Origin of the sequence: Paracoccus saliphilus (assembly GCF_028553805.1) — a bacterium.
In the GTDB taxonomy this organism is placed as follows: Bacteria; Pseudomonadota; Alphaproteobacteria; order Rhodobacterales; family Rhodobacteraceae; genus Paracoccus; species Paracoccus saliphilus.
In genome coordinates this window covers 2,340,124-2,361,097 of sequence record NZ_CP067140.1, presented here as the reverse complement: position 1 = coordinate 2,361,097, position 20,974 = coordinate 2,340,124, and the positions used below count along the sequence as shown (strand labels likewise).

The 20,974-nt window shown below is 58.6% G+C and carries 16 protein-coding genes; 11 read left to right on the top strand and 5 right to left on the bottom strand.

The features are described from left to right. Nucleotide 1: 1 nt before the first annotated feature. Entirely contained in the window at nucleotides 2-3,109 is a 3,108-nt protein-coding gene (locus JHX88_RS11305; protein ID WP_076527051.1) for an efflux RND transporter permease subunit, read from the top strand. Further along, nucleotides 3,106-4,470, top strand: coding sequence for an efflux transporter outer membrane subunit (locus JHX88_RS11300; protein ID WP_272847999.1), 1,365 nt, complete (start codon nucleotides 3,106-3,108; stop codon nucleotides 4,468-4,470). Before JHX88_RS11305 ends, JHX88_RS11300 begins: the two co-directional genes overlap by 4 nt. Nucleotides 4,471-4,544: 74 nt before the next feature. Here JHX88_RS11300 and JHX88_RS11295 read toward each other — a convergent pair whose 3' ends face one another. The 4 genes from JHX88_RS11295 to JHX88_RS11280 are packed head-to-tail and all read right to left on the bottom strand — an operon-like array spanning nucleotide 4,545 to nucleotide 8,239. Next, nucleotides 4,545-5,525, bottom strand: a complete 981-nt coding sequence (locus JHX88_RS11295; RefSeq protein WP_076527052.1) for an ABC transporter substrate-binding protein — start codon at nucleotides 5,523-5,525, stop codon at nucleotides 4,545-4,547. A 13-nt stretch (nucleotides 5,526-5,538) separates the two neighbouring features. Further along, the gene (locus tag JHX88_RS11290) at nucleotides 5,539-6,309 is read right to left on the bottom strand and encodes an ABC transporter ATP-binding protein (protein ID WP_076527053.1); all 771 of its coding nucleotides are present in this window, start codon (nucleotides 6,307-6,309) and stop codon (nucleotides 5,539-5,541) included. Beyond that, complete coding sequence (locus tag JHX88_RS11285) at nucleotides 6,306-7,277, bottom strand: FecCD family ABC transporter permease (protein WP_076527054.1); 972 nt, start codon at nucleotides 7,275-7,277, stop codon at nucleotides 6,306-6,308. Before JHX88_RS11285 ends, JHX88_RS11290 begins: the two co-directional genes overlap by 4 nt. Further along, the gene (locus JHX88_RS11280) at nucleotides 7,274-8,239 is read right to left on the bottom strand and encodes a FecCD family ABC transporter permease (protein WP_084203208.1); all 966 of its coding nucleotides are present in this window, start codon (nucleotides 8,237-8,239) and stop codon (nucleotides 7,274-7,276) included. Before JHX88_RS11280 ends, JHX88_RS11285 begins: the two co-directional genes overlap by 4 nt. Nucleotides 8,240-8,486: 247 nt before the next feature. On the opposite strand from JHX88_RS11280, the gene JHX88_RS11275 reads away from it, so the two are divergent. Together JHX88_RS11275 and JHX88_RS11270 are read left to right on the top strand one after the other, a co-directional pair. Further along, complete coding sequence (locus JHX88_RS11275; RefSeq protein ID WP_076527055.1) at nucleotides 8,487-10,664, top strand: TonB-dependent siderophore receptor; 2,178 nt, start codon at nucleotides 8,487-8,489, stop codon at nucleotides 10,662-10,664. Between the two features lie 6 nt (nucleotides 10,665-10,670). Next, a complete protein-coding gene (locus tag JHX88_RS11270; protein WP_076527056.1) occupies nucleotides 10,671-11,561 on the top strand; it encodes an alpha/beta hydrolase in 891 nt (296 codons plus the stop codon). A 218-nt stretch (nucleotides 11,562-11,779) separates the two neighbouring features. Here the strand turns inward: JHX88_RS11270 and JHX88_RS11265 are convergent, their stop codons facing one another. After that, entirely contained in the window at nucleotides 11,780-12,661 is an 882-nt protein-coding gene (locus JHX88_RS11265) for an AraC family transcriptional regulator (RefSeq protein ID WP_076527057.1), read from the bottom strand. 144 nt (nucleotides 12,662-12,805) lie between these two features. On the opposite strand from JHX88_RS11265, the gene JHX88_RS11260 reads away from it, so the two are divergent. The 7 genes from JHX88_RS11260 to JHX88_RS11230 all read left to right on the top strand — a co-directional run bounded on the left by JHX88_RS11260 (nucleotide 12,806) and on the right by JHX88_RS11230 (nucleotide 20,944). Beyond that, complete coding sequence (locus JHX88_RS11260; RefSeq protein ID WP_076527058.1) at nucleotides 12,806-14,017, top strand: flavin-dependent oxidoreductase; 1,212 nt, start codon at nucleotides 12,806-12,808, stop codon at nucleotides 14,015-14,017. Nucleotides 14,018-14,021: 4 nt separating this feature from the next. Continuing rightward, entirely contained in the window at nucleotides 14,022-15,107 is a 1,086-nt protein-coding gene (locus JHX88_RS11255) for a maleylacetate reductase (protein ID WP_076527059.1), read from the top strand. Beyond that, complete coding sequence (locus JHX88_RS11250; protein ID WP_076527060.1) at nucleotides 15,104-15,964, top strand: dioxygenase family protein; 861 nt, start codon at nucleotides 15,104-15,106, stop codon at nucleotides 15,962-15,964. The genes JHX88_RS11255 and JHX88_RS11250 overlap by 4 nt, the downstream gene beginning before the upstream one ends. Nucleotides 15,965-16,117: 153 nt before the next feature. Beyond that, the gene (locus JHX88_RS11245; RefSeq protein ID WP_076527061.1) at nucleotides 16,118-17,569 is read left to right on the top strand and encodes an aldehyde dehydrogenase; all 1,452 of its coding nucleotides are present in this window, start codon (nucleotides 16,118-16,120) and stop codon (nucleotides 17,567-17,569) included. Nucleotides 17,570-17,653: 84 nt separating this feature from the next. Then, nucleotides 17,654-19,261 carry a benzoylformate decarboxylase gene (mdlC, locus tag JHX88_RS11240; RefSeq protein WP_076527062.1) on the top strand — a complete coding sequence of 536 codons (1,608 nt, stop codon included), beginning with the start codon at nucleotides 17,654-17,656 and terminating at the stop codon, nucleotides 19,259-19,261. Between the two features lie 56 nt (nucleotides 19,262-19,317). Continuing rightward, nucleotides 19,318-20,400 carry a TRAP transporter substrate-binding protein gene (locus JHX88_RS11235; protein ID WP_272847998.1) on the top strand — a complete coding sequence of 361 codons (1,083 nt, stop codon included), beginning with the start codon at nucleotides 19,318-19,320 and terminating at the stop codon, nucleotides 20,398-20,400. Nucleotides 20,401-20,410: 10 nt separating this feature from the next. Beyond that, complete coding sequence (locus JHX88_RS11230) at nucleotides 20,411-20,944, top strand: TRAP transporter small permease (RefSeq protein WP_076527063.1); 534 nt, start codon at nucleotides 20,411-20,413, stop codon at nucleotides 20,942-20,944. The last annotated feature ends 30 nt before the right edge of the window (nucleotides 20,945-20,974 follow it).

Genomic DNA, 20,974 nt, shown 5'->3' with positions numbered 1-20,974 from the left:
TATGGCAAGGTTTTTCATCCACCGTCCCGTCTTCGCATGGGTCATCGCCTTCGTGACCATGCTGGTCGGCGGGCTTGGCATGGCCACTCTGCCGATTGAGCAATATCCGCAAATTGCGCCGACCACCGTCCAGATCAGTGCAAGCTATAACGGCGCCTCTGCCGAGATCGTCGAGAACTCTGTCACTACGGTGATCGAGGATGCGATGACCGGGATCGACGGGATGATCTACATGACGTCGAATTCGACGCCGGGATCAACCTCGATCTCATTGACCTTCGACGATAGCGTAGACGCCGATATTGCGCAGGTACAGGTGCAGAACAAGCTGCAACTGGTGACGTCGCAACTGCCGGATATCGTGCAGCAGAGCGGGGTGAACGTCTCGCGTTCGACCTCATCGATCCTGATGATCGGCGCATTGACCAGCGCTGACGGCAGCTATACGTCGGTCGAGTTGGGCGATCTGACCGCACAGATGATCGAGGATCCGGTCAAGCGGACAACGGGCGTCGGCTCGATCAATTCCTTTGGTTCGGGCTATGCGATGCGGATCTGGATGGATCCGATGAAGATGACCCAGTATCAGGTGACGCCCGCTGACATCACCGCCGCCGTATCCGAACAGAACACCAATGTCACCGTCGGCAGTCTTGGCGCGCAGCCAGCTGCCGAAGGGCAGCGACTGACCATGACCCTGTCGGCGCAGTCGCAATTCTCCAACGTCGCGGAATTCGAGCGGATCCTGCTGCGCGTCGATCCCGATGGCTCGACGGTCTTTCTGGGCGATGTCGCCCGGATCGAGATCGGGCAGGAAAGCTATGGCGGCGATTCCCGGTTTAATGGAAACCCGGCGGCGGGTTTTTCGGTTAACCTGGCCACCGGCGCTAATGCCGTCTCGACGGCCGAGGCGGTGCGCAAGGTGCTGGATGATATCGCGCCTTCCCTGCCGGATGGCGTCGAGATCGTCTATCCTTACGATACCTCGCCCTTTGTCGAGGAATCGATCAATCAAGTCTATCACACCCTGATCGAAGCGGTCATCCTGGTTTTCCTTGTCATCCTGTGCTTCCTGCAAAGCTGGCGTGCGACGATCATTCCGGTGATCGCGATCCCGGTGGTGCTTCTGGGAACGTTCGGGATGCTCGCGTTGGCCGGGTATTCGATCAACACGCTGACGATGTTCGCAATGGTGCTGGCCATCGGCCTGCTGGTCGATGACGCCATCGTGGTGGTCGAGAATGTCGAGCGGGTGATGGAGGAAGAGGGCCTCGACCCCGTCGAGGCCACCGAGAAGAGCATGGGTGAGATCACCTCGGCGCTGGTCGGCATCGTGCTGGTCCTGTCGGCGGTGTTTCTGCCAATGGCCTTTATGACCGGCGCGACCGGGGTCATCTACCGACAATTCTCAGTCACCATCATCACCGCCATGGTTCTGTCGTTGGGCGTAGCGGTGATCCTGACGCCTGCCATGTGCGCCAGCCTGTTGAAACCGCGCAAGCATGGCGCAGGAATTGCGCTCGCGCGCTGGTTCAACCGCAATCTCGACCGGGCGACCAATGGCTATGGCGGTGTGGTGACCCGGCTGGTGCGGCGGCCCTTTCGCATGCTGGTGGTGCTGGTGGCGATCTGTATTGGCGCGATCATGCTGTTTCAGAAGCTGCCCGGTTCGTTCCTGCCCGATGAGGATCAGGGCGTGATGATGGTCATGGTGGAAACGCCCAATGGTGCAACTACTCCCCAGACCAAGGCGCTTGTCGAGCAGGTCGAGGACTATCTTCTGAACGAAGAATCCGAGACGGTCGAGTCGGTCTTCGGCGCGCTGGGCTTCGGCTTTAGCGGCTCGGGCCAGAGCAATGCGATGGTCTTTGCCAAGCTGCGGGATTACGAAGAACGCGATGGCCATGATGTCGCCTCGCTGGTTGGCCGCGCGAATACCCATTTCTTCATGAACAATCGCGCCGGGCAGGTCTATTTCCTGCAACCACCCGCGATTCAGGGAATGGGGTCCTCCTCGGGCTTCACCATGCAGCTGGTTGATCAGCCCGGGCGCGGACAAGAGGCGCTTTCCGCCGCCGCTGATCAGCTTGTCGCCGATGCTCAGACCGATGGCCGAGTCACCAATCTGCGCGGCAACGAGGCACCGTTCGAGACCTCGCTGAGGTTGGATATCGATCAGCAGAAGGCCGCGGCCTTCGGGCTGTCTATCTCGGAGGTCAATGCGATGCTGTCGGTGATCTTTGCCGGGCGCGACGTGAATGATTTTGCACTGGCCAACGAGCTGCGTCCGGTGATCGTACAGGGTGAGGCCGATGTCCGTTCCCAACCCGAGGACATCAATCGATGGTATGCCCGCAACGATCAGGGCGAGATGGTATCTTTCGGAGCTTTTGCAACTCAGGCTTGGGATCAGGAACCGCAGGCTCTGGCTCGCTATGGCGGAACACGCGCACTGGAACTGAGTGGGGCGGCGGCGCAGGGTCTGTCTTCGGGCGCGGCGATGGATGCGATGGAGGAAATGGTCGCCGATCTGGATGGTGGCTATGGCACGGCCTGGACTGGCCTGTCCTATCAGGAACGGCTTTCGGGCAACCAGGCCCCGATGCTATTCGCGCTTTCGGCGCTTGTGGTTTTCTTTGCCCTTGCCGCGCTCTACGAAAGTTGGACGGTGCCGCTGGCGGTGATGATGACCGTGCCGATTGGTATCCTCGGGGCATTGGTCGCCGCTCTGTTCTTCGAGCAAACCAACGACGTTTATTTCAAGGTCGGCCTGCTGACCACCATCGGGCTTGCGGCCCGTAACGCCATCCTGATCGTGGAATTTGCGCAATCTCTGGTGGCGCAGGGCAAATCGCTACTGGAATCCGCCATCGAGGCGTCAAGAATGCGGCTGCGGCCAATCCTGATGACCACCTTCGCCTTCATGCTGGGCGTGTTGCCGCTGGCCATCGCGACAGGGGCAGGGGCCGGTGCGCAGAACTCGATCGGGATCGGGGTTTTGGGCGGCATGGCGTCCTCGGCCGTGATCGGAATTTTCCTGGTGCCGGTATTCTATGTTGCCGTGTTGCAGGCCGTGAAGATGTTCACCAGAAAGGGAAAGACTTCGTGACCTCCAATGTTTTCGTGCGCCAGACAATCTTTGTGTCGATGCTGACGCTGACGGCCTGTACGGCGGTTGGACCGGACCCGGCAGATATCCCGACACCCAGCGTTCAAGCAGAGTTCGAGGAAGGTGAGGGTGCCGCCAGCGGCACCGAGACTGCCTTTTGGTCAGGCTATGACGATACGACATTGAACCGGCTGGTCCAATCTGGAATGGGGCAGAGCTTCGATATCATGGCCGCGAATGAGCGGATCCGGGCGGCTGCGGCCGATATGCGAGCGGCGGGCGTCTTGGGTTCGCAAGTCAGCGGCTCGAGCAGCGCGGGGCGTGAGCGGTCCGGCGGGGACGGCATTGTGGCCAACACCGCCAACACTGCAAATCTCTCGGCCAGCTTCGTTTTCGATTTGTTCGGAGGCGCGCGTCGTGCGCGCGAAGGTGCGACTGCCAGCTACCGGTCCGCCGAGGCGGAGGCACAGACAACCCGGTTGGCATGGCTGGCCGAGGTGATCTCGGCCTATGCGGATGCACGTTTTTATCAGCAGGCGCTGGCATTGACGCGAGACACCATAGAAGCCCGTGAAGCTACGCTGGAAGTGACACGCAACATGGAATCGCTGGGCCTTGCGACCGAGTACGATACGGCCCAGACGGAGGCGCTGCTGCAAACCGCCCGTGCCGATCTGCCAAATTACGAGGCGCAGTTCAATGCGCAGGTCTATCGCCTCTCCACGCTATTGAACCTGCAGGCACAACCGCTGATGCAGCAGATGCAACGCGGTTCGGCTCAGTTGCGGACACCGCCCGGGCCGGGAACCGGAGTGCCCGCAGACCTGCTGCGGAGCCGTCCCGATATCCGTTCAGCACAGAGCGATTACGCTGCCGCGCTTGCGGCAGTGGGCGTCGCGACAGCTGACCTCTTGCCCTCGATCTCGCTGACCGGAACGGTGACGGACCGGGGTGGTGATACGACCTGGGGCTTTGGTCCGGGCCTGTCTTTACCGGTCTTCAACCAGGGCGCGTTACAGGCCGCCCGGTCGCGCAAGGTTTCCGAGGCGCGACAGGCAGAGATTGCATGGAAATCTTCGGTCGCAGCCGCAGTCGAGGACGTCCAAACCGCCCAGTCGAACCTGCGCCGTTACCGGCAGCGAGCGGGAACGCTGGAGCAAGCGGCAAACAGCTATGATCGGGCTTATGACCTGGCCTATGAAAATTTCGAAGCCGGTGCGCTGGAACTTGTCGACCTGCTGGAAGCCGATCGTTCACGGGCCTCTGCGCGGCTCGCGGCGGCCTCGGCACGCAATGACGCGGCCAAGGAATGGGCGGCGTTGCAAATCGCAACAGGCGCGGGCTCCTCAGCGGCCCGCTGATCAACCAGTGCGGCAAGCGTGCGCGGCTAGGTGTCAGGATAGTCAAATATCTTCTAAGGTCCATTCTCTGCAGATCATCCGGCTGCCGGATCGCCATCCAGAGCCATATGCAGCAAGGGCGCGATACGATCCAGTGCGTAGGGGATCGACAAGGGCGACATGAAGCTGAGCGCGCCGGTCAGTTCGGGATCGGCCCAGATCGAGCGGCCTTCGCGGGCCAATCGGGTTTCCCGGTAGACGGGCATGTCCCGGATCCGTTGCGCGGTTCCCGGGTCGACCAGCCACAGAACAGCGTCGAGCTCGAACAGGTCGATCCGTTCAGGACTGACCGAGAACTGTCCATTTGGCTGCACCAGATCGTCGAATTCAGGCGGAGTCCGTAAACCGAGTTCTCGCAAAAGAAGATTACCCCCGGCGTCGGTCCGGTAGCCGACGAAGTGATTCTCGGCAAAAAAGCCGATGGTCGCGGTTTTATCCGAGAACTTCGGGTTCGCCGCGGTGAGTTTACCGATGCGTTCGTCAATTCCGGCGATCACGGTTTCCGCTCGTGCTTCGGTTCCGGTCGCCTGCGCGATCAACCGCAGCTCCGCTTCCCATGGTGCGCTCCAGACGGGGTAACCCTCGGGCGAGGCGATGACAGGCGCGATACCCGAAAGCAACCGGTAATCCGATTGCGACAGGTTGAAGAACGAGGCGACGATCAGGTCGGGTTCCTGAGCATAAACCCATTCGATATCCACCTCGAAGCCGTTTTGCACCGCAGGGGCCGCGCTCAGCGTCTTTCGGGCCTCTTCAGCCCATATCCAGGTCGCGTGCGGGTAGTTGCCAAACCACTCATGCACACCAACCGGAGCGATCCCCAGGGCATAAAGAAAATCCTGTTCATGGAGGCCGACCGAGACAACGCGCTTTGGTGGCGCATCGATCGTAGTTGCGCTAAGCGCATGGGGCACTGTGCGCGGCCAATTCGCCGATGCCCGCGCAATGGCAGGTACGGCGAGACCAGCGGCTGCGAGTGTAAGAAAACAACGGCGATCGAATGCACTGTGTTTCATCTTTTCTTCCTCATCACATCGGCAGGACCAGCGGAGAACCATGCAGCGGATCGTCGATGACCTTGGAGGCCAGGCCGAAGACCTGCTCCAGCACCTCGGCGGAAATCACCTGCGCGGGTGTTCCCTGTGCTAGGATCTCGCCGTCGCGCATGGCGATCACGTGATCGGCGAAGCGCGCGGCTTGCGAGATGTCGTGCAGCACCATGACGATGCTGCGATTGTCGTCGCGATTGAACCTCCGCAGCAGTTTCAACAGGTCAAGCTGATGCCGCAGGTCAAGCCACGTCGTCGGCTCGTCCAGCAGCAGCCAACCGGTCTCTTGCGCAAGGGCCATCGCGATCCAGACCCGTTGTCTTTGTCCACCCGACAGGTCGCTAACCCGGTGGTCACGAAGGTCGGCAATCGCCGTAGCCTCCATCGCCTGGTGGATGGCGTAGCGGTCGCGTGCACCCATGGGACGGAAGGGGCGTAGCCAGGGCGTGCGGCCACGACTCACCAGTTCGGCGACACGGATGCCTTCGGGCGGGGTCGGCGATTGTGGCAGCAATGTCACCCGGCGGGCGATGGCGGCGGGGCGCAGTCTCGCCAAGTCTTCGTCACCCAATAGCACCCGTCCGCTCCGGGCCGGGATGAGCCCACCCAACCCTCGCAGCAAGGTGGATTTCCCGCATCCGTTCGGCCCGATGATCGCGGTTACGGTCGCGGATGGGATGCTCACGCTCAGGTTCCGGACGATTGGTGGACCGCCATAGCCAAGTGTCAGATCGAGTGCTTCAAGGGTCATCCCGGCCTCCTTTCGGTATCGCCGCGCCAAAGCAGCCAGATCAGCCACGGTGCTCCCATCAGGCCGGTGAAGATCCCGGCGGGAAGCAGGGCAAGCGGTGCGGTCAATGTTACGATCAAATCGGCAAGCAGCAGGATCAACGCCCCGATCATCGCGGCGCCGATCAGGTCGGGGCTGCTACCACCGGCAAGCCGCCGGGCTATCGGGCCCGCCATCAGCCCGACGAAACCGATAGGCCCTGTAACCGCCACCCCGGCAGCGACCAGCGCCGCAATCAACAGGATCAGCAATGGACGTGCGACCTGAACCCGGATGCCAAGACTTTGCGCCAGATCGTCGCCCAGTTCCATCCGGTCCAAGGACCGGGCACCCACCGCTGCCGCAACCAGCAGGAACGGTGAAACGGACCAAATCAATTCGGCGTGTGGCCAGTGCCGTCCGTTCAGTGAACCAGTCAGCCATAGCATCGCATCTCCGGCCATGGTGTCGCTTGCCCTGCTGATCAACAGGCTGGTCATCGCGGTTGCGGTCAGCGAGATCCCGATGCCGGTGAGGATCAACCGGCTAACCTCGGGCTGGCGTCCGGTCAGTACCAACAGGATGCAGGTCGCGGCAATCGCCCCACTAATCGCGCCAGTCGTGACCGCGATCCCGTTCGCACCCGTCAGCAGCACGGCAACCGCGCCCAGGGACGCACCTGCCGTCACGCCCAGCATTTCCGGAGCCGCAAGCGGGTTGCGGAAAAGAGATTGGCTGATCGCGCCCGCCAATCCGAATGCGGCGCCCGCGCCTGTTGCGGTCAACAGGCGGGGCAGGCGCAGATCGTAAATCAGGAACCAGACCTTCGCTTCGTCCCCCTGACGCAGCACCTGCACAAGGTCCGAGAAGGTCACGGTCGTCCTGCCAAGACACAGCGCGGCGGTGAAAGCCAATATAAGCGCGAAGATGATTGGAAGCTGCGCTCTCATCGTGCGGCCCGACCGATCAGCGCGAGAAAGGCTGGCCCCCCGATCAGCGCCAGAATGATCCCGGTCTGGATTTCGGCGGGGCGCGCCACGATCCTGCCGATACTGTCGCAAATCAGCAGCAAGGTGCCTCCCATTGGGCAGGCGATCGCCAGTCCGGGCAGGATCGACGGTCCCACCAGATGCCGCGTCAGATGCGGTACGATCAGTCCGACGAAGCCGATCGGTCCCGCAAGGGCCACGCTTCCTCCTGCCAGCAGCGCAACCGAGACCAATGCAAGGCTTGCGGTAAGCTCGGCCGAGACGCCGAAACTGCGGGCAGTGTCGGTGCCAAGTGCGAGAGCGTCGACCCTTCGGGCCAGCAGAGCCGCGATGATCAATCCTGATGCCACCAGGGGCCACAGCCAGAACAGCCTGTCGTGATCGCCTCCGCTCAGAGAGCCGATGGTCCAGAAGCGATACAGATTCCGTGTGTCCTGATCCAGCAGGACGATCGCCGAGACGAAGGCCAGGCACAGCGCGGAAACGGCGACGCCGGCCAATGTCAGCCTCAGGATTCCAGCCCGGTCACCTGCCTTGCCGCCACGACCAAGTAAGAACACCGAAATCGCGGCAAGCCCCGCGCCACAAACGGCAATTGCGGAAAGATTGACGGGATGTGTCCAGCCCAGCAGCCAGATCGCCAGCACCACGGCAAGCGCCGCCCCGGCATTCACGCCCAGTATTCCCGGATCGGCCAATGGGTTGCGGGTGAGGTGCTGCATCACCAGTCCGGCGGCCGCAAGCGACGCCCCTGTGAGTATCCCGGTCAGGCTGCGCATCAACCTCATGTCCATGATGGTCGCGCTGGTCTGTGCCGAGCCATTCGCCCCAAGCAGCGATGCCCAAATCTCCGGCAGCGTCAGGGCGCGCGCACCAAGTGCCAGCGAAACCGCCATCGCAGCGCCCAGCAAGGCAAATGCCATCAAGAATGCAAGCCAGTTTCGAATCCCGACACCTGTTCGTGGTTCATCTCGTGATCGGGCTGGCGTCGGGCTGGCCCAGTGGATGTATTCCGGGGGACACGCGACCGTCAAACGGAAAGTGAAGCTTTCTAACGGGTTGACATTGCCTCGGCGGTAACGAATAGACCCGTCACCCAGGAAAATCCCAGGTATTCCGCCGACCGGCCCGCGCCGGTTTCGTCGTCGCAATACTTGGGGAGCCGAAGGAATGCCCTGTCATCCTCTATCCACTGCCGCTTTTCCGGGGCTGAACCGGCTGTTCTGCCGGACCACTGCCCTGTTGTCATTGCCGTTCATCGTGATGCCGGTGCAGGCTCTTGCACAGGATGAACAGCAGGAGGTGATCGAACTTTCCCCGATCGTCCTGCAAGCGATTCCCTATACCGGCGAGATCGACGGTTATCTGGCGCCGGGCACCGAAACCGGCGTCAAATCCGGCGTACCACTTGCAGAGGTGCCGCAATCCATTTCTGTCGTGACCTCGACCGAGCTTGAACGAAGGGCACCGGCGCAGGTCGAGGACGCGATCAAATACACGGTCGGCGTTAATGCGTCGACATGGGGCAATGACGACCGGTTCGATCAGTTCTCGATCCGGGGCTTCGATCTTGGCTCGGGCGCGCTTTACCGCGACGGGCTGCCGCAGAAAGTGGTGGGTTTCACGGCCTTTTCCTCGCATCCTTACATGCTTGAGCGTGTGGATGTGCTGCGCGGACCGGCGGGCGTACTTTATGGGTCGAACGATGCCGGGGGCATGGTGAATCTGGTCACGAAGCGACCGGTTTTCGAACGCAAGGCCGAAGCACGTCTCGGATATGGCAGTCATGGCAACGGCGAGGTCGGTTTTGATTTCGGTGATGCTCTTGATGCAAGGAAGACCGTGGCCGGACGGATCACCGGCCTGTGGCGAGACGGTGCGACCGAGATCGACAATTCCGAGGATGATCGCGCATTTCTGGCCGGCGGGTTGACATGGGCGCCCACGGATTACACCTCGTTGACGCTGCTGGCGCATGTGCAGAAAGATGCACGCACGCCAAGCGGCATGTTTCCGATTGCTGGCGAGGATTACGACCTGTCGCTTGGCGTTCTGCCCCGAGATTTCGCTTACCGGTCGTCACCCTACAACCAGTTCAAGACCGATCAGCAGTCGCTGGGACTGGAGCTGACGCATGAATTTTCGTCCGAGCTGGTGCTGAACGCCCGCGCGCGCTATGCGCATCAGAATACGGATTACCGCCATGCCTATCGGGACAGAATAACCGCGGCGGGAATCAGCTACACGGCCTTGCGGCAAGACGAATCCGCCAAGACTCTGGGTGCGGATGTCAATCTGGAATGGCGGCGGGCATTCGGAGCGGCGAATAACAGCCTGACGGTTGGGGTCGATTATCAGCATGCTGATAATGACGCCGATCAGTACTACCAGACCGGTGCCTTTATGATCGGTTTTAACGATCCTTCGCTTGATTTCCTCGTAGAGGATCCCTCCCTGTCGAGCCGCAACCGCGAAACTTATACCGAGAAGGGGCTTTACCTTCAGGATCACCTGAATCTGGGGCAGGGAACCACCATTACCGCCGGGCTGCGGCGCAGTTGGCTGGAAAGTCGCAATGAAGATCTGCTGGGGGCCGGCGGCATCCAACGCAAGGATGACGCGGCCACGACGGCGATGATCGGCGCGACCCATGAATTCGCGAATGGCCTGACGCCCTATCTGAACTATTCCGAGGGCTTCATCCAGAATGCCGGGACCACTATTGACGGCGATCCGCTCGACCCATCCCGTAACAAGCAGTTAGAGGCCGGGTTGCGTTACATGCCGCCATTCGGCGACCTGCTGTTGAGCGCGGCGGTGTTCGATCTGCGCAAGACCAATGTCGAGGACTACTATTTCGACGAGGACGGGAATATCGACTATACGCATTCGACTCAGGTCGGTGAGATCCGTGCCCGTGGCGTCGAACTCGAGGCGCGAGGTAAGCTGACGCAGGAACTGCAGGGCGTCCTGGGTTATACCTATCTCGATACCGAGATCACCGAATCCGCCGATCCCGCCAAGAGGGGCAAGGAAAATGTCATGTCACCCCGCCACCAGGTCTCGCTATGGCTGGACTGGGACGCCTCGCGCTTCATGCCCGGCCTGTCGGTCGGTGGAGGGCTTCGCTACCAGTCGGATTCCTATTCGACGCAGTATAATGGGCGCGTAACCCCGTCGCATACGACTGCGGATCTGGCCATGCGTTACGAGGCGGATCAATATGCCGTCGATCTTGGTGTCACCAACCTGTTCGACAAGGAATATTACGGCGTCTGCTACGATAATCTGGGCTGTGCCCTTGGCGACGGGCGCAAGGTTAGCCTGACGCTCAGCCGTAATTTCTGACCTGCCATGATGCCTCTGATCGTGGCCCAAGGCACCGCTGATTGCGGTGGAACGCGATGGTTCGACCTGGCCGATAGCGTGACCGGCGCTGTTCGCCGCGTATTTCTGTGGATTCCCCCCGGCACGCCGCCCGAGACAGGTTGGCGGGCATTATGGCTGCTCGACGGTAACGCGGTGATCGGTACGGCGGTCGACGCGATGCGTGCGCAGGCTTTCTGGCCCGAGGGAACGGATATCGGCTGGGGTGCGCTGATTGCCATAGGTTATCCGACCTCTGACGCCTATGATCCCTTTCGCCGCAGTTGGGATCTGGGTCCGCCGCCGGGACGGAGCTATCCGCCTTTCCACGAGGGCGGAGCCGAGGTCAGGACTGGCGGCGGCGGCGAAATGGCGCGTTTCATGCTTGAGGATGTCAGGGTATTTTTAGCGGACCATGTCCGGCTGGATCCCGAACGGCAATCGCTGTTCGGTCATTCCTTTGGCGGCCTGTTCACGCTGTGGCTGATGTTCACCCGCCCCGATGCGTTTCGCACCTGGATCGCCGCAAGCCCGGCCATCACATGGGAAGACAGCTTTCTTCAAAGGCATCTGGAAGAGTTTCAGCCCGCTGGCCGTGCACTGACCGTGCATCTGTCTGCCGGGGAATGGGAAGGCAGCGAATTGGCCCCGTTTCAACGAGACCGCGCCGATGCCGCCGAAAGGCTGGCGCAGAAGGAGCAGACCCGTACCGTCGCCGCCGCGCGGGAGATGGCGGCAAGTCTCACTTGCCTTGGCCTGCGGGCCGGCTTTGAAATCTATCCTGACGAGACACATATGTCGGTATTGCCGATGGCCGTGAATCGTGCGGTTCGATGCGCGTTTTCATTGGGTGGCGATATGCCGGGAAGGTGGAAGTAAGTCGGAACCAGAACGATAAATTTTTACGACCCATCTTGATATCAGTCAAGGAACCGATAGTCGGCGGGAATGCTCGTGGTAGGCGAACGCTTTGAGGGCCTCTTGTCGCCTGGTATGGGCGCGCCGATTTTTGCCATCCCTAGTAGATCAAACGGCGAGCGCTATGGCAAAAAACTTATATGGCCCTAAAGTAGCACCCGTGCTGAAAGAGAAGGAGGTTATTGGCTTCGTATTCTCTTGCGAAAATCACGAGGCGTCTCGCTTGCGCGTGCTGAAAAGAAGCGGCTGAAATAGGAAGGACTTGAGAAGCCAAGAGCAAACGCAATATCCGAAATGGACTGGTCGCTGAAAGCGAGCATTCTCTTCGCTTTCAGCAGCATTTGGTCTGAAAGAATTTCGCTGGCGGTGCGACCGGTAGCTGCTTTCACGGTACGAGAAAGATGAGTGGATGTCACCGACAGTGCCTTTGCGAACTCTGCTACAGAGTGACTACTGGTCGCGGGATTTTCCACCAAGCACTGGAACTCGTGCACGAGGTAGCGCTTTCGCTGAGTATTGCCGTCCTGAAGGGCCCTGTTGTCGCGCAGTCCTCTGTTCAGTAGGACAAGTAGCAGGCAGAAAAGGGACTTCAGCGCCAAGTTCTGATCCTCCAGTGCCTCGCAATGCGCTGTCTCTATCCTGCGCGTGATATCGATTGCTTCCGTGAGGCATGTTATATGGTCTTCTCCTACGAGCAACTGAGGTCGGTTGATCCAATGATCTAAGTATGGTGCTTCTGTAGAGAGTTGAGAGAGATCGCCGGTTGGGATTGTGATGACCCAACCCTCCATCCCGGTTTCATATTCGAAAGCGTGGCTGCATAGTGCTGGGAGCCACACCATTGCCGGCCCGGTGATGGATTCTGGAGCATAGTCGAGCCGCGCTCCCACCTGTCCCTTGGCGAAAACAAACAACTGAGCGAGACCTTCGTGGTAATGCGCTTCGACTGACCAGTCGTGAATATGGCTTCGTTCGGATATCCGTTCGCAGTTCAGGAACCCCACATGGGCTGACGGACCCCCGAGAACGTAGAGATGGCGGTCTGCAAGCGGCAGATGCATCGAGCGCTCCTGATGTTGTAATATGAAAAGTATTTGTCATCTGCGTGGCTTGCTTTCAAGGGTTAAGTCACGTTGAAATATGCGTAAGAACCTTTCCGTGAGATTAAAATCCTGTGGAATGATACGTATTTGTGGGGGAGAACGATGACAATGATCGTGATTGCGGGTGCCGGTATCGGCGGCCTAAGTGCGGCTCTTTGCCTGCATAAGAAAGGCATTGATGTGAAAGTTTTTGAAGCGATCGATGAGATCAAACCCTTGGGTGTAGGTATTAATCTGATGCCGCATTCTTCGAAAATTCTACATGATATCGGTTTGGGCGCCGCCCTCGATGACGTCGGCGTTCGAACTCGTTGCATCGAGTACCGGACCAAATATGGGCATCTGATCCAGTCGGATCCGCGCAACGTGGAGGCGGGATTTCCTGCACCGCAGTATTCCATCCATCGCGGCGAACTGCAGTTCATACTTCTTGCGGCGGTGCGCGAACGGCTGGGTAAGGATGCCGTTGAAACGGGCCATCCTGTTGTCGGATACATGCAGGACGCGGATGGGGTGACCGTGCTGTTTGATGACGGCACTAAGGTTGAGGCTGATCTTCTGATTGGGGCCGAGGGGCTGCGGTCAAAGCTGCGCCAGCAGATGCATCCGGATGAAGGGCCGTTGTGTTATGAAGGCACCATGATGTTTCGTGGTGCGGTCGAAATGGATCCGATCGCCGATGGCAAAACCATGGTTATCGCCGGGGATCACGATTGCAAATTCGTGACTTACCCGATCAGCGAGCAGCTACGCAAGCAGGGCAGGGCTCTGACGAACTGGGTTGCCGAAATCCGGCACAGCGCGCCAAGGCATATTAACGACGCGGATTGGACGCGTGGTGCCACGATGGACTATCTTGAACGCTTCCGTGACTTCGCGATGCCGGATATGGACATAATCGAGATCATGACTGCCACCGATGTCGTGACCGAGTTCCCGATGATCGACCGCGATCCGCTGCCTTATTGGACAGAGGGTAGGGTGACACTGCTTGGGGATGCTGCTCATCCGATGTATCCGATTGGCGCGAACGGTGCGAGCCAAGCTGTCCTCGATGCTCGCGCGCTTGCCGACTGTCTAGCCGAAAATAATGGCCTCGTGGGCCTTAAAGCTTACGAGGAGCTGCGTCTGCCCATTGCAGCTAATGTCGTTTTGACGAACCGTCAGGGTGGGCCGGAACAGGTTCTGGACATCGCGGCTGCGCGTGTGACCGGCCCGGACAATCTGATTGAAGATCTGATAACTGCCGAAGAGCTTGAGGAAGTGGCAGCCAACTATCGAAAGATTGCTGGTTTTCACAAGAAATCGGGTTAACGCGATGGCTGTGTTTCATGCGGGGTTCGACTATTCAGGGAAGCCAGTGCGTGTGCGCTTCGAACTCGGTGGACGAAAAGACCTTTCGTCTGAGCTCGACCATGTCGGGGGGCGGCGGGCGCTCATCCTGACGACATCGCAGCAGGTTACTCAGGGCGAAGAGGTGGCAGAGGCCCTTGGCAAGGCGGCCGTCGGCCTGTTTTCAAAAGCGACTATGCACACTCCCGTCGACATTACCGAGATGGCCATGGCAGTTCTGGCCGAGCGTAGTGCGGATTGTCTGGTCGCCGTTGGCGGCGGATCTACCATAGGTTTGAGCAAGGCGATTTCCTATCGCACCGATCTGCCACAGATCGTCATCCCAACCACATATGCGGGGTCCGAGGCGACACCCGTTCTTGGGCAAACCGATCATGGCAGGAAAAACACCTTGCGGTCGCAGAAAGTCCAGCCGGAAGTGATCGTCTATGATGCAGAGCTCGTACGCGACCTGCCGGTTTCCGCTTCTGTGACCAGTGGTCTCAATGCAATGGCTCACGCGGTTGAAGCGCTATATGCGCAAAATGCGAATCGTCTTTCATCGGAACTCGCCTTGGCCGGGCTGAAAGCCTTTATCTACGGACTGCCACGCGTGACCGCCTCGCCTGACGATCTCGACGCGAGAGAGGATACGCTTTTCGGAGCATGGCTCTGCGGCTCGATGCTGGATCAGGTCGGCATGGCGCTACACCACAAGCTCTGCCACACACTCGGCGGTGTCCTGAACCTGCCGCATGCCGAGACCCATGCCGTTATTCTACCGCAGGCAACCGCGTACAACGAGCAGGCGGTTCCCGACAAGCTAGCGCCACTGGCGGAATTGTTGGAAGCGGAGTCTGCGGCCGGAGGACTTTTCGATTTCACCCGCACACTGGGTGCCCCGACAGACCTGAACGTCCTTGGGGTAGTTGAGCGCGACCTGGACCGGATCGCCAGGGAGGCTGTGAGCAACCCGTATTGGAACCCCGTCCCCATCGAAAAACGGGCCGTGCGAGAACTTCTGCAAAGGGCATTCTATGGGCAGCGTCCCGTGCTAGGAGAGGCAAAATGACCAAATATTTCACGGAAGAGCAATCAGTTTCCACAGTCAATGCCCGGATGGGCGTGGATATTTCGCCCCGTCTGCGCGAAGTCATGAGCTGTCTCGTGAAACATCTTCACGAGTTCGCAAAAGAGATCGAGCTGACTCAGGAGGAATGGGATTTTGGCATCGATTTCGTGACTCAGACGGGCCAGCTCTGCTCGGAGGAACGTCAGGAGTTCATCCTTCTCTCCGATGTGCTTGGGTTCTCGATGCTGATCGACGCGATCAACAATCGCCGCCCGGCGGGCGCGACAGAAAATACCGTACTCGGACCCTTCCATGTCGCAAGCGCCCCGATCCGCGAGATGAGTGCGAATATCAGCCTTGATGGAAAAGGCGAAAGCTGCCTTTACGAGGGCCGGGTGCTCGATTTGTACGGCGCGCCGATCGAAGGGGCTTGTGTCGATGTCTGGTCCGACAATATCGACGGATTCTACGATGTCCAGCAGCCGGGGCTCCAACCGAAATGGAACAATCGCGGGCGCTTTATCACTGGGTCGGAAGGGTTTTACCGTTTCGTTGGGATCAAGCCCGTTTCTTACCCAATCCCCGATGACGGGCCCGTTGGCAAGTTACTGGACAGCCTTGGACGCCATCCTTACCGGCCTGCCCACATGCATTTTCTGGTTACAGCGCCCGGGCACAAGAAGATCGTGACGCACATTTTCGTGGGGGAAGACCACTATATTAACGATGACGCAGTGTTCGGTGTGAAGCAGACGCTTGTGGCCCCGTTCGAATATGTCGAAGGCGAGACCGAATGGCGCTGCCCTTTCGACTTCGTGATGGTGGCCGAGACCAGCGCGGGAAAAGACAGTGACTAGGCTGATACCATTTCGTCCTCGTGACGAGCAGTTCTAAAATATCTATAATAGATAGAAATATTGCTATTATAGATGTATTCGCTATGTTGCTAGAAAACTGCCCCGCAAATACCGGTTGAGACACTTGGGGGCCGCTCTTTGGGAGGAAGATTAATGAAAATTGACATGTTAATCGGTGGAGAATCGGTAGGTGCCGTTGCGAACGGTGAGTTTGTGCGTAGAAATCCTGTGTCCGGAGATGTTGTGACGACGGCACCAGCGGCCAAGTCAGAAGATGTCGACCGCGCCGTTGAGGCAGCCTCCGGGGCATTCAATGACTGGTCGAAAACCAGCCCAACGCAACGGCGTTCCATCTTATTGAAGGTCGCGGAAGCCTTCGATGCAGCAGGCGCCGACTTCATGAAGACCGCATCTCGTGAAACCGGTGCTACCAAGATCTGGCTGGGGTTCAACGTGAAAATCGCCGCTGGCATGATTCGCGAAGCGGCCGCGATGACAACTCAGATCACGGGAGAGATCATACCGAGCGACAAGCCAGGGTCACTCGCGATGGCAGTTCGTCGCCCTGTAGGTATCATGGTTGGAATGGCGCCTTGGAACGCACCAATTATCCTGGCGGTACGCGCGGTGGTCATGCCGATCGCATGTGGCAATACCGTGGTTCTCAAGGCCTCTGAGCGCTGCCCAGGGACGCATCGGATGATTGCCGAGATTTTCGAGCGCGGCGGCTTGCCCAAAGGCGTACTCAACGTCGTCACACATTCGGCAGAAGATGCGCCCGAGATCGTCTCAAGCCTGATCGCCCATCCGAACGTCAAACGGATCAACTTCACGGGTTCGACGCGCGTTGGCAAAATCATTGCTAGCGAGGCTGCGAAATATCTCAAGCCAGTACTTTTGGAACTTGGGGGCAAGGCGCCTCTGATCGTCCTCAAGGATGCCGACATCGACGCGGCAGTAAATGCCGCTGCCTTCGGCGCGTTTATGAATCAGGGGCAGATTTGCATGTCCACAGAACGGATTATCGTCGATGAGTCGATCGCCGACGAATTCGTATCCCGGTTCGCAGCAAAAGCAGATTCGCTCAGTTTCGGTGACAGTGCGATCGCCGATGTTGTTCTTGGCTCGGTTGTCGATACCGATATCATGGATCGTGTGCGTCACCTTGTGGATGACGCTGTCAGGAAAGGCGCGCAGGTTGTTGCGGGCGAGGTCCCGGCAAATGGCACGATCATGGGTGCAACCGTTGTGGACAAGGTGAGCGCCGATATGGAGCTCTACGGTGAGGAGAGTTTCGGTCCTGTGGTTGCAGTCATGCGCGCACGGGATGCCGATCACGCAATCCAATTGGCCAATGACAATGCCTATGGGCTCGCTGCGGCAGTATTCGGATCGGACATCACTGAGTCGATCCGGGTAGCTGAAGCGATCGAATCTGGCATCTGTCACATCAATGGCCCGACCGTTGCCGATGAGGCACAAATGCCGTTCGGAGGAATCAAAGACTCGGGCTACGGCAAGTTCGGTGGTCAGCAAGGCGTCGACCAGTTCACCGAGTTGCGGTGGATCACCATCGAAAACCCCCACCAGCATTATCCATTCTGAATTGGCCGATATACCTGTTGCGCGGCGGAAATAGGCCGTGTGTCAAGTACAGATACCTGTCATCGTGCGATTGAGGTTTAGTGCATGCTTTCAAAAAATAAGAACGCGCCCTTGCAAACGGTGCGGGAAGCAACGTTCGACTTTCTGAGGTCAGTTGAAGTGGATACCATATTTGGGAACCCGGGGTCGACTGAACTGGCGATGTTGGATCGCTGGCCCGACGATATACACTATGTGCTCGGATTGCAGGAGGCATCCGTGGTCGGTATGGCGGATGGCTATGCGCGGGCCACTGGCAAGGCGGCTTTCGTGAACCTCCACTCAGCTGCGGGTCTCGGTCATTCACTTGGAAATGTCTACACGGCTTTCCGTAACCGCGCCCCGATGGTGATTATCACTGGTCAACAATCTCGGGAACTGTTGCCCAACTACCCGTTTCTTGGAGCTTCGAATGCAGTCGATTTTCCTAAGCCCTACGTCAAGTACAGTGTAGAGCCAGCTCGCCCCGAGGATGTCCCAGATGCAATTGCCCAAGCTTACCGCATCGCTATGCAGCGGCCTTGGGGACCGACTTTCGTATCTGTTCCGGCAGATGACTGGGCGCATATGTGTACACCCGTAATACCTCGGCTGGTATCGACGGACTGCGCTCCAGACCCGGAGATCCTTAAAAATGCAGCGCGCACGATCAAAGACGCCAAGCAGCCTGCCTTCGTCGTCGGAACTGAGGTTGACGAAGAGGGTGTGGGAGAAGAAATGGTCCGGCTCGCGGAGCGCATTGGGGCACCTGTTTATGCCGCGCCATTCGCCGCCCGGATTGCATTTCCGGAAAACCATCCTCTCTTTGCTGGTTTTTTACCTGCAGCGCCGGAAAAAGTCGCTCAGGCATTAATCCAATTCGATGTCGTGGTGGCCGTTGGCGCACCAGTCTTTACCTATCATGTGCCAGGCAAATCGATATTGGCCGAAAGCGACCTGTCCATCTTTCATTTGACGGTTGATCTAGCAACGGCAGCCTCGGCGCCACTAGGCACAAGTATTGTCGGTAGTCTGAGGTTCTCCGTCCCGCAACTCGCCAGTCAATTGCCACAGGCTGACCACTCTTGTCCGACATTGCGCGCGCCGGCACGAGAGCCTGCGAGAGCAAGTGAGATCACACCCGCGATTCTCTTGTGGGAAATGGGCCAGCGCTTAAGCCCCAAGACAGTACTCGTAGAAGAAGCGCCATCGCTAAGACCGTTGATGCAGGAATATGTCCAGCTGACGGAATGGGGCAGTTTCTTCACGATGGCAAGTGGGGGGCTCGGCTACGGATTGCCCGCGGCAGTCGGTCACGGGCTAGGAAAGCCGGACCGCAAAACCGTCTGCCTGATTGGGGACGGGTCATTTATGTATTCGCCACAGGCACTTTGGACTGCAGTCCAGCAAGACTTGGACCTAACCGTGATCGTCGTGAACAATGGCGGTTATGGTGCCATGCGATCCTTCAGCAAGGTGCTTCAGGTGCGCAATGTCCCTGGTATCGAGATCGACGGGCTGGAATTTCCGAGCCTCGCCCAAGGTATGGGATGTCGGGCACGGCGCGTCACAGAAGTCGAAAAACTTGCAGCAGCGCTTGACGAAGCGCTTTGTACCAAAGGACCATTTCTACTTGAGGTGGAAATAGGTTCCGAGGTTCAGTTGCTCTATTAAAAGATCAATGTAACGGACCCGAACAAAGGTAAAGGGTTCAAAACCGGGAGGATAATATGACGTCTTACAAACAGAAATTTTTGGAGCGGTTCAATACTCGCAGTATTTCGACAATGGTGCGTAACATCGCTTCGGCAATGATCGCGACGGCCATCTTCGTCCTGCCGGCGACAGCGCAGGAATTTGAACTGAAACTGCATCACTTCCTAGGACCGAATGCTCCAGCACAGACACAAATGCTTGAGCCTTGGGCACAGCGGATCGAAGTGGCGTCTGACGGACGTATCGACATCGAGATTTATCCCAGTATGTCGCTCGGTGGAACACCGCCTGAATTGATCCGGCAAGTGCGCGACGGCGTCGTTGAAATGGTCTGGACGCTGAACGGCTATTCGCCGGGGTTGTTCCCCAGAACCGAGGTGTTCGAACTGCCCAATGTGCATCGAAATGATCCCGGTGCGACGAATTTGGCCCTTGCTGAGCTGTTTGATACCCATCTCGCGGAAGAGCATGTCGGTGTGAAGGTCCTGTTCCAGCACGTCCATGCCGGTCAGGCTATTCATACGACGGACTCAGAAGTGCGTACCCCGTCAGACTTGGCAGGGAAGAGCCTGCGTATTCCGACCCGCACCGGTGCCTGGGTGGCCGAGGCACTTGGAGCCAATCCGGTTTCTATGCCGGTGCCAGATTTTCCACAGGCTTTGTCGCGCGGTGTCGTTGACGGAGGGCTTGTGCCCTACGAAATCATCCCGGCGCTGCAATTGCAGGATCTGACTGACTACCAGACTGAGCTTGCAGATGGCGGACGGCTTGGGACTAGCGTGTTCCAAGTTTCGATGAATCTCGATCGCTGGAACAGCCTCCCTGCAGACATCCAGCAAATCTTTTTGGATAATTCCGGTGAGGACTGGCTGCGCGAGGTCGGGCAGATCTGGGCGGACACGGATGTCCAGGGACTTGAGGTTGCGACTGAAGCTGGCAATACGCTCGTCACATTGACAGCAGAGGAGAGTGCGGCGTTCGAGGAAGCGGTAGAACCGGTTGTTACGCGCTGGATTGAAGAGGCCAATGGCCTTGGAATCGATGGCCAAGGCATTGTCGATGCTGCACGTGCGTCTATCGCCACCTATTCGGAATAAGGAGAGAAGCATGCCGGCTATGCAACCCGGAAGAGGCGGCTTCGTCTTGTTCGCCTATCATCTGTGTAAATGGTGGGCGATCGGCGGTGGCGTCATCCTGTTCGGAATCGTGGCTGTCAATGTGGTGAGCGTTGTCGGTCTGGCAATCTGGCGGAGCCCGATACCGGGCGTTTACGAGATTGTGCAGATCGGCGCCGCTGTCGCTATGTTCATGATGCTGCCTTATTGCCAGATTACCGGCTCAAACGTTTCTGCCGATATCTTCACAGCGTCGTTGCGCCCTCGTACGATCACTATCCTTGCAGGAATTGGCGCACTTTTGGGTGCGGTATTCGGTCTGTTCCTCATCTGGAGAATGGGCCACGGTCTCAAGGATGTTTATGTCTATCGGGAGACCACGGCAATCTACCAGTTCCCGGTCTGGATCGCCTATGTCCCGACACTCCTTTCGCTTGCTCTATTCGTATTGGCGGCCATTGCGAACATGGTTCAAACGGCTCAAGGCGTTCTGCCCGAACAAGTGGATCATGACGCAACTGCTTGAGTGTTGGATCCGCAACTCAACAAGAATTAA